This is a genomic window from Variovorax raffinosi (genome assembly GCF_051216615.1).
Classification (GTDB): domain Bacteria; phylum Pseudomonadota; class Gammaproteobacteria; order Burkholderiales; family Burkholderiaceae_C; genus Variovorax.
The window spans coordinates 1-13,420 of record NZ_JBPJZR010000006.1 but is presented as its reverse complement, the minus strand read 5'-3'; the positions used below and the strand labels follow the sequence as shown (position 1 = coordinate 13,420).

The 13,420-nt window shown below is 66.5% G+C and carries 11 protein-coding genes and 1 pseudogene; 6 read left to right on the top strand and 6 right to left on the bottom strand.

Annotated elements, in window-relative coordinates:
- The first annotated feature begins 142 nt into the window (after positions 1–142).
- Positions 143–1,222, top strand: a complete 1,080-nt coding sequence (locus ACSFB7_RS18700; RefSeq protein ID WP_435472731.1) for a TRAP transporter substrate-binding protein — start codon at positions 143–145, stop codon at positions 1,220–1,222.
- Positions 1,223–1,326: 104 nt separating this feature from the next.
- Here the strand turns inward: ACSFB7_RS18700 and ACSFB7_RS18695 are convergent, their stop codons facing one another.
- The gene (locus ACSFB7_RS18695) at positions 1,327–2,763 is read right to left on the bottom strand and encodes a hypothetical protein (RefSeq protein ID WP_435472729.1); all 1,437 of its coding nucleotides are present in this window, start codon (positions 2,761–2,763) and stop codon (positions 1,327–1,329) included.
- A gap of 200 nt (positions 2,764–2,963) precedes the next feature.
- Between ACSFB7_RS18695 and ACSFB7_RS18690 the strand changes: the two genes are divergently transcribed.
- A complete protein-coding gene (locus ACSFB7_RS18690) occupies positions 2,964–4,016 on the top strand; it encodes an RNA methyltransferase (RefSeq protein ID WP_435472727.1) in 1,053 nt (350 codons plus the stop codon).
- On the opposite strand, the gene ACSFB7_RS18685 is transcribed toward ACSFB7_RS18690, so the two are convergent.
- The 4 genes from ACSFB7_RS18685 to ACSFB7_RS18670 all read right to left on the bottom strand — a co-directional run bounded on the left by ACSFB7_RS18685 (position 3,998) and on the right by ACSFB7_RS18670 (position 8,030).
- On the bottom strand, positions 3,998–5,281 hold the full coding sequence (locus ACSFB7_RS18685) for a hypothetical protein (RefSeq protein ID WP_435472725.1): 1,284 nt from the start codon (positions 5,279–5,281) through the stop codon (positions 3,998–4,000). The two genes, ACSFB7_RS18690 and ACSFB7_RS18685, sit on opposite strands and share 19 nt — an antisense overlap.
- An 88-nt stretch (positions 5,282–5,369) precedes the next feature.
- Positions 5,370–5,876 carry a hypothetical protein gene (locus tag ACSFB7_RS18680; RefSeq protein WP_435472723.1) on the bottom strand — a complete coding sequence of 169 codons (507 nt, stop codon included), beginning with the start codon at positions 5,874–5,876 and terminating at the stop codon, positions 5,370–5,372.
- Positions 5,873–7,420: a TRAP transporter large permease gene (locus tag ACSFB7_RS18675; protein WP_435472721.1), complete on the bottom strand. Its 1,548-nt coding sequence runs from the start codon at positions 7,418–7,420 to the stop codon at positions 5,873–5,875. Before ACSFB7_RS18675 ends, ACSFB7_RS18680 begins: the two co-directional genes overlap by 4 nt.
- 70 nt (positions 7,421–7,490) lie before the next feature.
- Positions 7,491–8,030 (bottom strand): TRAP transporter small permease subunit, encoded by a 540-nt coding sequence (locus ACSFB7_RS18670; RefSeq protein WP_187108524.1) that lies wholly within the window; start codon positions 8,028–8,030, stop codon positions 7,491–7,493.
- A 193-nt stretch (positions 8,031–8,223) separates the two neighbouring features.
- Here ACSFB7_RS18670 and ACSFB7_RS18665 point away from each other — a divergent pair, with 193 nt between their 5' ends.
- Complete coding sequence (locus ACSFB7_RS18665) at positions 8,224–9,501, top strand: SUMF1/EgtB/PvdO family nonheme iron enzyme (RefSeq protein WP_435472718.1); 1,278 nt, start codon at positions 8,224–8,226, stop codon at positions 9,499–9,501.
- A gap of 3 nt (positions 9,502–9,504) precedes the next feature.
- Here ACSFB7_RS18665 and ACSFB7_RS18660 read toward each other — a convergent pair whose 3' ends face one another.
- Positions 9,505–10,398 carry a LysR substrate-binding domain-containing protein gene (locus ACSFB7_RS18660; protein ID WP_435472716.1) on the bottom strand — a complete coding sequence of 298 codons (894 nt, stop codon included), beginning with the start codon at positions 10,396–10,398 and terminating at the stop codon, positions 9,505–9,507.
- A 246-nt stretch (positions 10,399–10,644) separates the two neighbouring features.
- On the opposite strand from ACSFB7_RS18660, the gene psrA reads away from it, so the two are divergent.
- The 3 genes and pseudogenes from psrA to ACSFB7_RS18645 form a co-directional block, all read left to right on the top strand.
- Positions 10,645–11,748, top strand: a complete 1,104-nt coding sequence (psrA, locus tag ACSFB7_RS18655) for an iron-containing alcohol dehydrogenase PsrA (protein ID WP_435472714.1) — start codon at positions 10,645–10,647, stop codon at positions 11,746–11,748.
- Between the two features lie 115 nt (positions 11,749–11,863).
- Positions 11,864–13,171 (top strand): MFS transporter, encoded by a 1,308-nt coding sequence (locus ACSFB7_RS18650; RefSeq protein ID WP_435472712.1) that lies wholly within the window; start codon positions 11,864–11,866, stop codon positions 13,169–13,171.
- Positions 13,172–13,228: 57 nt separating this feature from the next.
- Positions 13,229–13,420 (top strand): annotated as a pseudogene (locus ACSFB7_RS18645) (phosphonoacetate hydrolase); the annotation flags it as partial.

The window sequence follows — 13,420 nt, the reverse complement described above, 5'->3', positions numbered from 1 at the left end:
CTCCCCCGTGGGAATGCCGCAGGGTAAACCCCCGCCGAACACCTGTAAGCGCGTTTTTACAATCGCCCCCGACTTAAACCAAAGTCCCCAACGCGGCCACAAGCCGTGTTTCTTTTTATTCCAAGAACTCGGAGAGCTATCAATGGATCGTCGTTCCCTCATCAAAAACGCCGGCATCGCGGGCGTTCTGGCTGCCGGCATCGCACCCGCGGTTCATGCCCAGGCCACCGTTCGCTGGCGCCTGGCGTCGAGCTTTCCCAAGTCGCTGGACACCATCTTCGGCACCGCCGAGGTGTTCGCGAAGAGCGTCAGCGACATGACGAGCGGCAAGTTCCAGATTTCCGTGCATGCGGGTGGCGAACTGATGCCCGCCTTCGGCGTGGTGGACGGCGTGCAGAACGCATCGGTCGAAATGGCCCACACGGCCCCGTACTACTTCTACGGCAAGGACCCGACCTTCTGCCTGGGCTGCGCGGTGCCATTCGGCATGAACACCCGCCAGCAGAACGCATGGATGTACGAAGGCAACGGCCTGAAGCTGATGCGCGCGTTCTACGCCAAGTACAACATCATCAACCTGCCGGGCGGCAACACGGGCGCGCAGATGGGCGGCTGGTTCCGCAAGGAAATCAAGTCGGTCGCCGACCTGAAGGGCCTGAAGTTCCGCACCAACCCGTTCGCCGGCAAGGTGCTCGAACCCTTCGGCGTGATCCCGCAATCGATCCCCGGTGCCGACCTGTACCCGGCGCTCGAAAAGGGCACACTGGACGGCCTGGAATGGGTCGGCCCGTATGACGACCAGAAGCTGGGCTTCAACAAGATCGCGCCGTTCTACTACTACCCCGGCTGGTGGGAAGGCGGCCCCGAGCTGGACTTCTACATCAACACCAAGGCGTGGGAAGGCCTGTCGGGCGAGTACAAGGCCATCGTCGAAGCGGCTGCAGCGCACGCCAACATCACGATGACCGCCAAGTACGACGCCAAGAACCCGGTGGCGCTCAAGCAGCTCGTGGGCTCGGGCACCAAGCTGCGTCCGTTCTCGCAGGACGTGATGAACGCCGCCTTCAAGTCGGCCCAGCAGATCTACTCGGACCTGAACAACAGCAACCCCGAGTGGAAGAAGATCTACGGCGACTGGTCGAAATTCCTGGCCGACCAGAACGCATGGTTCCGCTACACCGAAGGCACGTTCGACCGCTTCATGCAGCAGCAGAAGCTGTAAGCGCTGCGACTGCGCTTTCCTTCATGCAAAAGCCCCGCCGGTTCCGGCGGGGCTTTTTTTCGTCGGTCGTTGAAGGGGCTCGCTGGTTGCCGAGCCAGGCCCCTTCAAAGCAGCGGCACGACCTGCAGCAACGCCCATCCTCCGCTGACCAGATACAGCACCGCCGCGAGCTTGACCGCTCGGTCCCGAACCCCGGGCTTTCGCGGCGTGATGCATAGCGAAAGCCCCACGCACACGAGCAGCAGGATCGGCAGGCCGAACAGCGCCCAGCCCAGCGCGTACACCGGCAGCGTGCGCGACGACTGGAGATGCGCGCGCAGCGACAGCGGATCGGTGCGGCGCAGCGCGCTGTCCAGGTGGATGGATTCGCCGGCGCTGTCGACCAGCCAGAAGCCACCCGTTTCGTCGGGCAGGAACACGCGGGACGCCAGGCCCTTCGGCCATTGCGCCACAGCAGTCAGTGCCGTCATCGCGTCGGTCGAAGGTTGCCGTGCGTCGGTGATGCGAACGTGGTCGCTGTCATCCGTGTCCCAGGTGAGCGTGCGGTCGCCGGCCTGCTCCGTGATGGCGCGCAGCGAGGCATCGGCCCACTGCGGCCGGCGACGCAGGCCGCCGTCGTCGATGGTGAAGCGGTTCTGCCGCACGATGCGCATGCCGCTCCAGGGCGGCGGCGCGGCCTGCGTGGGCTTGCCGTCGGCGCCGATTCCGGGCGTGTCCTTCTGTCCGAGCGAGAGCGTGTCGGGCGTGCGCAGCGTGCCCTGCGCGAGGAGATCGACCTCGCCCTCGTAGAGCGTGCGGCCGGGGAAGGCCGGCGCGACGGACTCGCCGCCTTCGGCGATCGCGCGGCCGGCGTCCTCGAACACCCAGCGCCCACCGGCGCGGTAGGGCATCTGCGGCGTGTGGCAGTCGGTGCCGCAGGCGGGGACCGCCACGCGCTCGCGCCGTTCCTTGCCTTCGAGAGCGATCACCTTCACCGCCGCCGACAAGCCGTACCTGTCTTCGGTGCTGACCGGCACCACGACGAGTTCGAGCCGGTTGCCAATCCAGGCCCCGGCCAGGTAGCGCACGCGGCCGAGACTCTCGGGCGGGCGCTCCCAGCCGCCGGCGTTGGCGATGCCGACGAAGGAGTCGCCCGCGACCGCCTGCTGGAACACGATCGCAAGCCGCCGTTCGGGGCCGGGAAGAAGCCCCTGGGTGAGCAGCGCTTCGCCGCTGTTCGGCAGCGGCCATCGCAGCGTGGCCTGCTGCGTGCGCGGATCGAGAAATGCCCAGCCGGCGCCCAGCGCTTCGTCGCGGCACGGCACGATCACGCCGCGGTTCCACACGGCCATGTCGAGGTTGATGTCGGCCAGGCTGCAGCCGCGAAATCGACGGAAACTGTCGGCGGCCACCGTCGGTGGCGAGCCATCGGCCTTGTGCCAGGCCATGGGCTGCGGGCCGGTGACGGGTGAACTGGCGAGTGCGAGGACCCAGGCCACGATGGCCAGGGCGATGGCTGCGAGAAGGGCGGCGGTGGCTGCAGTGATCTTGCGCATGGTCATTGAGGAATGATTTTTCGCCACGGGCCTGATGAAGGACCGAAAAGGGCCAAAGGAGCCCGTCGTGGCCGCATTCTGCCTGCCGCGAGCACCACGCAGGAGGGGCGCTGCAACAGGCGACAGAAGGCCGGCGGCAGATGCAGAGGCAGAACGCGGAAGAGGCCGCCGTGCACAATCCGACGCATGTCGACCCCCGCCCGCCCATGCGAATCCACGAACTGAAACGACGCCTGCGGGAAGCCGGCGCCGGCCCCAGCCACGAGCAGCGCATCCTGCGGCTGTGGTCCCACGCGCTGCCCCGCAACAGCGGCCGGCGCCTGCCGGGCACCTTCTTTCCGTCGTCGCTGCTGGAGGCCCTTCCGTCCATTGAAGCCGAGCTTGCGGGACTGGCGCGCATCCATGCCGTGCACCCCGGTGCCGATGGCTCCGAGCGGCTGCTGGTGGCCCTTGCGGACGGCCAGACCGTGGAGAGCGTGCTGCTGCCCCGGGACGGCCTGTGCGTCTCTTCGCAGGTCGGGTGCGCGGTGGGTTGCCAGTTCTGCATGACGGGCCGCGACGGCCTGCTGCGCCAGGTGGGAAGCGCCGAGATCATTGCCCAGGTCGCGCTTGCGCGCATGCGCAGGCCGGTGCGCAAGGTGGTGTTCATGGGCATGGGCGAGCCGGCCCACAACCTGGACAACGTGATGGAGGCCATCGACCTGCTCGGCACGGTGGGCAACATCGGCCACAAGAACCTGGTGTTCTCCACGGTGGGCGATCCGCGCGTGTTCGAGCGACTGATCCAGGAGCGCGTCAAGCCCGCGCTGGCCCTCTCGCTGCACACGACCCGGGCCGACCTGCGCAAGAAGCTGCTTCCGCGCGCGCCGAACATGACGCCCGAAGAGCTGGTCGCCGCGGGCGAGCGCTATGCGCGTGCCACCGGCTATCCCATCCAGTACCAGTGGACGCTGCTGGAAGGCGTGAACGACGGGCCGGAGGAAATCGAAGGCATCGTCAGGCTGCTCACCGGCAAGTACGGCGTGCTGAACATGATTCCCTTCAACGCGGTGGACGGCGTGGCATTCAGCCGACCGTCATGGGAGCGCTGCGAGCAGATGGCCCGCATGCTGCATGAGCGCGGCATCCTGACGAAGCTGCGCAATTCGGCCGGCCAGGACATCGACGGCGGCTGCGGCCAGTTGAGGGCGCGTGCCGCCGAAGTGCAGGTGATGTTCCGGCAGGCCGCGCCGGCGGGTCATCAGCAACTGAAGGGGTAGAACATCTGGGTGTTGAGGCTGCCGTCGGGCCGCAGCGAATACCAGGTCGTGCCCCGCTGCACGCGCAGCGTTCCGCAGCCCAGGTTGGTGAAGCCGTCGTAGACATCGTCCGTTAGGTTCTCGCCGGATTTGCGCGCGAGCCTGAAGCTGTCCTTGCCGCCGTCGGCGGCCACCGTGCGCAGCACCATCACGCCCGATGGCAGCCGCGCTTCGACCTTGCCCGGCACGCCCTGGAACAACGGGGAAGCCGTGCCGTCCGCAGCCACGGCATAGCCGCGCAGCAAGCCGGATGTGTCCGCGAAGATCAGCGCGCCGTCGCTGCGCCAGATGCCCGGGCAGCCGCGCCCTTCCATCGGCAGTTCATCGGGCAGCAGCGCACGCATGCCGTCGAGGTAGAGACGGCAGGTCTTGCGTTCGTCGTCGATCAGCGAGAGGTAAGCCGGCGCCGCATCGGCCGCCGCATGCGCCTCGAAGCGATGGAAGCGGGGCACGTCGATGCGCTGCCCGTTCACGTCGAAGAGTTCGAGTTCCTTGCCGGACTGCGCGAAGAGCAGCGGCTGGCGCGTGTGCGCGGGGTCCGTGTTGACGCTGCCCACGCCGTCGTATTGCGTGGGGATGATCTCGCGCAGGTCGGACATGCGCAGCAGCCCGGCCTTTCCTTCGGCCGTGACCTGTCGCAGTCCGGCAGGGCGCACCGGGTATTTGATCGCCAGTTGCGAGACGCTGTGATTGTTCTCATACCAGTGCGGCGAGCGCGTGATGAGCGTGCCGCGCTGGAATCTCAGGTAGGTGTAGTCCGCGCCATTGGTGCCCTCGCGAAAGAGCTTGAGCGTGAGGACGGGCAGCGGCCGGCCCGCGTTGTCGGAGACGTTGCCCTCGATCTCGGTTTCGCCGAAGCTGTCGGGCACCAGCGGGCGGCCTTGCGGGTCGAGCAGCTTGTTGCAGTCCTCCAGTGTGGCGATGAAGCCGCTGGCCGTGCCGCCGAGCGAAACCGTGGTGAGCGAGTCGTAGCGCATGTTGCTGCGCGACGGCTCGGCCTGCCGCAGCGCATAGCGGGTGTCGTCCGGGCCGCCGTGCGCCGGACGCACCGCGCGCACGTAGCGAAACCATACGGGGTCGCGCTCCATCGCGCCTCTCTCGCCGGTCGGCGTGTAGCCTTCATAGGGCTTGAATTCATTGGGCCAGCGCCGGCATTCCGCGGCCTGCGCAACATGAACACAGATGCAGGCGAGCGCCGCGGCCATGAGTGACAGATATCGCCGCATGCGGCCAGCCTCTCGAAGTGAAGAGCGCCCGATCATAGAGACCGCGAAACGGTGGAGCACCTGCTGCTCCCGCGACAGCCGCGTGCCTTCAGTGCGTGCTGCTGCTGCTGCTGCTGCTGTCTGTCGCCGGAGGCGTTGACGGAATCGCCCGCTGCGCCACCTGCTCGCCGAACGCGATCAGCACCTGTGGGTCGTAGGCATGGAACCAGGTGATGCCGCCGTAGCGCCGGCGCACCAGCAGCCGCGGCGCGATCACGCGTTCGAGCATGCGGATGTGCACCAGCTTGAGCTGCGCCACGTCCTGCGCGCTCACGCGCTTGTTCCACAGCCAGGTCTGCGTGAGCACGTCGCCTTCGATGCGGGTGCGGCTGTAGACGATCCAGTAGCCGACCCACACCACGCACAGGGCCGCGATGCCGAACACCACCAGGGCGCTGGTCGACCAGGTGGTGGTGCGCAGCGAAGGCAGGCTCCACAGCGCGAAGGCGAAGATGTCCACCACGAGCACTACCGCCAGCGTGCGCAGCAGGGGCGGGAAGGCGGCGCTTTCGAGCGGGGTGCGAGGGCTGCTGTCCTGCGGGCCTTGCTCGCTCACGGCTTGGTGGGCTCGTTCGAGGCCGGCGGTGTTTCAGCGGCCGGCGCGCCCGGCTCGTCCTTCTTCTCGTTGCCGAACGGGTCTTCCATGTTCACGCCGTTGCTGTCGGGCGCGGGCGGCGGCTCGGCATCGGCCGGCATGTCGAGGTTGACCTTCTCGATGTCGACGACCTTCTCTTTTTCGAGGAACACGGTCACCGTCTGCGGGAAGAAGATCACGATGGCCACCAGCAGCAGTTGCATGCCCACCCACGGGATCGCGCCCAGGTAGATGTCGCGCGACTCCACCTTTCGGGGCAACGCCCCGTTCTTGAAGAGGGTGTCCGCGATGCCCCGTAAATAGAACAGCGCAAAGCCGAAGGGCGGATGCATGAACGAGGTCTGCATGTTCACGCACAGCAGCACGCCGAACCACACCATGTCGATGCCGAGCTTGTGCGCCACGGGGCCCAGCAGCGGCAGGATGATGAACGCGATCTCGAAGAAGTCGAGGAAGAACGCGAGGAAGAAAACGAAGATGTTGACCGCGATCAGAAAGCCGACCTGGCCGCCGGGCAGGCCGGCGAGCATGTGCTCGATCCACTTGGCGCCGTCCACGCCCTGGAACACCAGCGAGAACACGCGCGAGCCGATCAGGATGAACACCACCATGGCCGTCAGGCGCATCGTGCCTTCCATCGCGTCCTTCAGCAGCGACCAGCTCAGGCGGCGATGGATGAGCGCCAGGATCAGCGAACCCACCGCGCCCATGGCACCGGCTTCGGTCGGCGTGGCGATGGCCTTGTCCATGAAGGGCAGGCCGCCCATCGAGCCGAGCACCGCGAAGATCAGGATGGCCGAGGGAATGATGCCGCGCAGGCACTTGCCCCACAGCGCCCAGCCGTTCAGCGTGCGCGCGCTGACGGGCAGGCCGGGCACGTAGTGCGGGCGCAGGCGGCCCACCAGGAAGGTGTAGATCGCGAAGATGATCACCTGCAGGATCGAAGGACCCCAGGCGCCCTTGTACATCTGGCCGACGTCGGTGCCGAGCTGGTCGGCCATGACGATCAGCACCAGCGACGGCGGCACCAGTTGCGTGATCGTGCCCGAGGCGGCGAGCACGCCGGTCGAGTAGCGCATGTCGTAGCCGTAGCGCATCATGATCGGCAGCGAGATCATCGCCATCGCGATCACCTGGCCGGCCACCGTGCCGGTGATGGCGCCGAGGATGAAGCCCACGATGATCACCGAGTAGCCCAGGCCGCCGCGCACCGGGCCGAAGAGCTGGCCCATCGAGTCGAGCATGTCCTCGGCCAATCCGCATTTCTCCAGTACGGCTCCCATGAGCGTGAAGAACGGAATGGCGAGCAGCGTCTCGTTCGACAGGATGCCGAACACATTGAGCGGCAGGTTGGCCATGAAGCCGGCCGGGAACCAGCCCATCTCGATGGCGAAGAAGCCGCAGATCAGGCCCAGGGCCGAGAGCGAAAACGCGACCGGGAACCCGATCAGCATGATCACGATGAGCCCCGCGAACATGATCGGGGCGAAGTTTTCCATGTGCATTGCTACTTACCTGCGGTGCGGGAGAGGGCGGAACCTGAAAGGGAGCGAAGGGGCGCGCAAGGTGCGCCCGTCACTGCACCGGCTTCTCGTAGTGCGTGTCCATCTGGATCAGGCCGCGCAGGTAGGCAATGCGCTTGATGATTTCCGAAACGCCCTGCAGGAACATCGCCGCAAAGCCCACGGGCATCAGCAGCGCGGCGGGCCAGCGGATCAGCCCGCCGATGTTTCCCGACATCTCGCCGGTGACCCACATGTTCCAGAAGAAGGGCCAGGTGAGGTAGGTGAAGAGCCCCATCACCGGCAGCAAGAAGAAGATGAGGCCGAACAGGTCGACATACACCGGCCCGTAGCCCTTGAGCTTGCCGTAGATGATGTCCACGCGCACATGCTCGTTGAAGCGAAGCACCACCGGTGCGCCGAGCATCACGGTGGCGGCGAACAGGTACCACTGGATTTCGAGCCAGGAGTTCTTGCTGAAATCGAGACCGTAGCGAATGAGTGCGTTGCCGGCGGAGATCAGCGAGGCGCCCAGTACGGCGTAGCCGGCGATCTTGCCGAGTTTTTCGCTGACCCAGTCCATGCCGGTCGCGAATTTGAGAAATGCAGACAAGGGGTGTCTCCCACGAAGCCCAGAGAAAACGCGAGCCCGTTGTGGGGGCTGCGCAAAGGCCGGAATGTTACCCGCGCATACCTTTGTATTGCGCCGTTTCATTGGGCGGGTTTACCCGGAAGGCAGTGCTTGTTTCGAGGCCCTCGGGCGGTCCTCATAATCGTCCATGTCCTCGCGCCCACCGCCTTCCTCGATGCCTTCCGGAGCCCAGGGCCTGCCCCATTCGATCGATTCGCCCGACATGTGCCGCGCCGGCCGCGAGCTGTTGTCGCTGGCGCTGATCGACGCGCGCAACCACACGCTGCATCTGCTGTCGCTCTACGAAGAGGCACTGGGCACTCAGGCGCTGATGGTGCCGCCCGTGCCGCAAGAAGAAGGCGTGCCGCCGCCGGTCTGGCTGGCCGGCCACATCGGCTGGTTCGCCGAGTGGTGGATTGGCCGCAACACGCAGCGCGCCTTCGGCGTGGATTGCCCGGTGCGGCCCACGCGGCTGGCGGCCATCGACCCCGGCGCCGACGATTGGTGGAACCCGGCGCACAGCGTGCCGGGGCGCCGCTGGTCCACGAACCTGCCCGACCTGGGCCAGACCAAGGCCTACCTGCTGGAAACGCTGGAGAGCACGCTCGAGCTGCTCGAGCACGCGGCCGAGACCGATGCCGGCCTGTACTTCTATCGCCTCGCGCTGTTCCATGAAGACCTGCGCGGCGAGCAGTTCGTGGTGATGGCGCAGGCGCTGGGGTTGCCCCTGGGCGTCGAGCAGGCGCCCATCGCCGTCACGCGCGAGCCATTGCTGCTGCAGGCCACGCGCTGGGAACTGGGCTCGTCCGCGAGCGGCTTCGCTTTTTCGCAGGAGCGCAGCGCGCACCGGGTCGATGTGCCCGAGTTCGAGATCGATGCGCAACCTGTCACCTGGAACCAGTACATCGAGTTCGTCGACGACGGCGGCTACGACCGCGAAGCGCTGTGGCATGCCGACGGTTGGCGCTGGCTGGCCGCGCAAGCCGAGGGGCGGCGCGGGCCGCGCTATGTCGAGCAGATCGGCGTGGCGCGCAACGGCACCGGCGGCTCGGTGCTGCAACAGCACTTCGGCGCCACGGTGCGCGCGGCCGGGCATCACAGTGCGGTGCACCTGAGCTGGTGGGAGGCCGATGCATGGGCCCGCTGGGCGGGGCGCCGCGTGGCGACCGAGGTCGAGTGGGAGATCGCGGCGCACACGGCCGCGCGGCGCGGCTTTCGCTGGGCCGATGTGCATGAATGGACGGCGGGCACGCTGCAGCCCTGGCCCGGCTATCGCGCCGATCCGTGGAGCGCCGGTGGCGAGTTCGATCCGGAGGCGGCGTTCGGCCGGGCGCGCGTGCTGCGCGGTGCGTCGTTCGCGACGCGTGCGCGCCTGCGTTCGCTCAAGCGCCGCAACTTCGCGCTGCCTGAGCGTGACGACGGTTTCTTCGGTTTTCGGACCTGCGCGCTCTGAGCTTCAGCGCCCCGACGACAGCGGCGGCGCCGGTGCGAGCGATACCGCGAACAACGCGCTGATCAACGGCCTGTCCTTGCGCACCGACAGGCAGCACAGCGAGTAGCTGATCGACAGCTCTTCGTCATCGACCATGACGGCAGCGAGTCCCGGCAATGGAATGAACTCCACCTGCGTGACGAAGCCGATGCCCATGCCGCTGGCCACCGCGTGCAGGATGGCCTCGCGGCTGTTGATTTCCATGACGCAGTTCACGCGCACGTTCTTCTGCTGGCACGCGCGCTCGACGCGCTGGCGGGTCTTCGAGCCGGGCTCACGCAGGATGACCAGCTCGCCTTCGATGTCCTGCGTGGCGATCGATGCGCGCCGCGTCCACGGATGGTCCGCCGGCACCACCGCAATGATCCGTTCCTTGCGAAAGGGAACGGTGTGCAGGCCCTCGATGGGCGGCGGCTCGGCCACGATGCCGACGTCGATGTCGAAGTCCTGCAGCCCGTGCAGGGTCGATTCCTCCGACCCGATGGAGACAGTCAGCTCCAGCGATGCATGCGCGCGCTTGAAGTTGCGGGCCAGCTCCAGCGCAATCGGTGGAGACACCGCACCGACGCGAACCAGTCCTGCTTCGAGCTTGTGCGCGTTCTGCAAGAACTGGATGGCTTCTTCCTCCTGGCCGAAGAGGCCCTGCGTGATGCCATAGAGCCGCTCGCCCGTTGCGGTCAGGCGCACGGTGCGTCCGCCGCGAAGGAACAGCTCCACGTTGAAGCGTTCTTCGAGTGCCTTGACCTGATCGGTCACCGTGGGCTGGCCGATGTGCAGATAGTGCGCGGCCGACGTGAAGCCCCCGGTCTTGGCAACGGCATGAAAGCAGCGAATCCACTTGTAGTACTGGTGAAACATGGGGCGGGTCTTGAAGGTCGGTGGCGCGCGGGCGGCTGAAGCCTCTCACATCCGGGCGCCGCCCGGCATGCGCGCTTTCCCCGTGATCGCGCAAGCGAATGCCATCCATCGGTTTTCGACCATGCCGGCGTCAGAAATGCGATTGGACGGGGCAGCGGGCGGCTTTGACACTTGCATCCATTCAAGAGCGCGCGGCACAGCGCGATGCAAGAACAAACCCACAGACAACCACGCGAGACAAAGCCGATGCCCCATGCCTTTCACAACCCTGTTTCCGTCCATTGCGGCCGAGGAAGCCTCGGGCAGTTGCCTTCGATCCTTGCCGGGCGCCGTGTCGTCGTCGTCACCTTTCCCGAAGCGCGCGCGCTGGGCCTTGTTGCGCGCCTCGAAGCGCTTCTGGGGGATGCGCTGGTCGCGGTGATCGACGACGTGCGGCCCAACCCCGATGTGGCGCACCTGTCGGGGCTCTACAACCGCTTCTGGCAATCCGATGCGCGTGGCGATGCAAGCTGCGACGCCATCGTCGCGGTCGGCGGCGGCAGCGCCGTCGACACCGCCAAGGCCTTGATGGTGGGCACCGTCAGCGGACAGTTCGATGAACTCATCGGCCTGCTCGCTACGGGCAAGCCCTTTGCGCCCGCCGCCGTCAAGTCGCTGATCGCGGTGCCGACCACCGCGGGCACGGGCAGCGAAGTCACGCCCTGGGCAACGATCTGGGACACCGCGAACCAGAAGAAATACTCGCTGCACCTGGAGGCCACATGGCCCGAAGCGGCCATCGTCGACCCCGAGCTGATGCTGTCGGTGCCTGCGGCAGTCACGGTGTCCACCGGCCTGGACGCACTCTCCCATGCGCTGGAGTCGGTGTGGAACGTGAACGCGAATCCCATCTCCGACACCTTCGCGGTGTCTGCGGTGCAGGACATCTTCGAGTGCCTGCCAGCCCTTCTGGCAGACCTCGGAAACATCGCGCTGCGCGAGCGCATGTCGCTCGCCGCGCTCAAGGCCGGCATGGCCTTCTCCAACACCAAGACCGCGCTGGCCCATTCGATCTCGTACGAGATGACGCTGCGCCACGGGCTGGCGCACGGCATCGCGTGCTCCTTCACCTTGCCGCTCGTGCTTGAGAAAGCCTGGGCCAAATCGCCCGACCGTGATCGCACGCTGCAGCAATTGTTCGGCCCGGACCTGCTTGCCGCGACGCAACGCCTGCGCGATTTTCTGCAGAGCCTCGGCGTGAAGACCGAGTTCGCCGATTACGGCGTGGCCGACGGCGAAGCGGCGGCGATGATCGCGCGCGCCATGGAAGGCGCGCGCGGCAAGAACTTCATCGGGGCGGTGCCCGCCTAGGTGATTCGCAGGGCCGCGTGCAGCGGGTATGCGCACGGCCAGGACAGCAATAACAGATGCCGGCCTTTGAGCCGGTCCCACGGGCCCCACGCCCGTCAAGAAATGGAGACAAACCATGCATGCAGCCAACCAGACCCTGCCGGCGGGCACCTACGTGCCGCCTCTCGAGAATTCGTTCAGGAAGGCGCAGTGGCGGATGCTGCTGGCCGCCATGTTCTGCTACTTCTTCTTCTACACGGGGCGGCAGACTTTCGGCTTTGCCATTCCGGGCATTCAGAAGGAATTCGGCCTCTCGAAGGAAGTCCTCGGGTGGGCCTCGACCAGCCTTCTGTGGTGCTATGCGGTGGGCCAGGCCATCAACGGCAACCTCGCAGACAAGTTCGGCGGCCGGCGCGTCATGACGGCAGGCGCCATTCTTTCGTGCGCCGCCAACTGGGTCGTCAGCTTCGCGGTCGGTTTCAAGAGCCTGGCCATTCCCTGGGGCGTGAACGGGTACTTCCAGGCCTTGGGCTGGGCGCCGGGCAGCCGGCTGTTGTCGAACTGGTGGGGCTCGCAGGAGCGCGGCAAGGTGTTCGGCTGCTACACCTTCGCGGCAGGCTGCGCGTCGGTGCTGTCCTTCGTCACGTCCATCCTGGTCGTGAACGTGTTCCACCTCGACTGGCGCTGGATCTTCCGGCTGCCCGTGCTGCTGATGCTGGTGGGCGGCATCACCTTTTATTTGATCGCCCGTGAACGCCCGGAGGACCTTGGCTTCAAGTCGCCTGAAACCGGCGTCGCCAATGCGGAGGATGCGAAGTCAGCCCATGCCGTGCACGAAGCCGAAGAGAGCTCGTGGTCGCGCTACAAGGCCGTGCTCAGCAATCCCCGGCTGATGATTGCGGCGCTGTCGATCGGATTCCAGAACGCGGCGCGCTACGGGCTGATCGTGTGGGTGCCGGTGCACTTTCTCGGCAAGGACTGGGCCAAGGCCGCCGACGGCATGATCGATCCGGCCTGGATCTCGGTCGCGCTGCCGGTCGGCATGGCCTTCGGTGCGCTCACCAACGGCTGGATCTCCGACAAGGTGTTCGGGTCGAAGCGCTACAAGGCCATCGTGCTGTACATGCTGCTCGGTGCCGTCGCCTCGATCGGCATGTACCTGCTGCCCACGAGCATCCTCGGCCTGGGGCTGCTCTTCCTTGCGGGCTTCTTCGTCTACGGACCGGCCTCGTCGTTCTGGGCCCTGTGCCCCGACCTGGTCGGCGCGAAGCGCGCGGGAACGGCCACCGGCGTCATGAACTTCTTTTCGTACCTGCTCGCGGGTCTCGGTGAGCCGCTGATCGGCCGCATGCTGGACCACTCGGGCAACACCTCGCTGGTGTTTCCCATCGTCGCGGCGAGCTGCCTGATCAGTGCGTGCATCGCGGCATTCATCCGTCGCTGAACTGCGGCATGACACACCACATCTACCCCACATCTCGATAACCAAGGAGTGCAACTCGTGAAACCCAATCTGCTCGAAGTCAATGGTCGAAGTTACCGCTGGATGACGTGCCCGGTCGTGGTCGTGTGCGTGGACGGCAGCGAGCCGGCGTACCTGGATGCGGCCATCGCAGCGGGCGTGGCCCCGTACTTCGATCGCATGCGCACCTCGGGCGCCAACCTGCTGGCCGACTGCGTGGTGCCCTCGTTC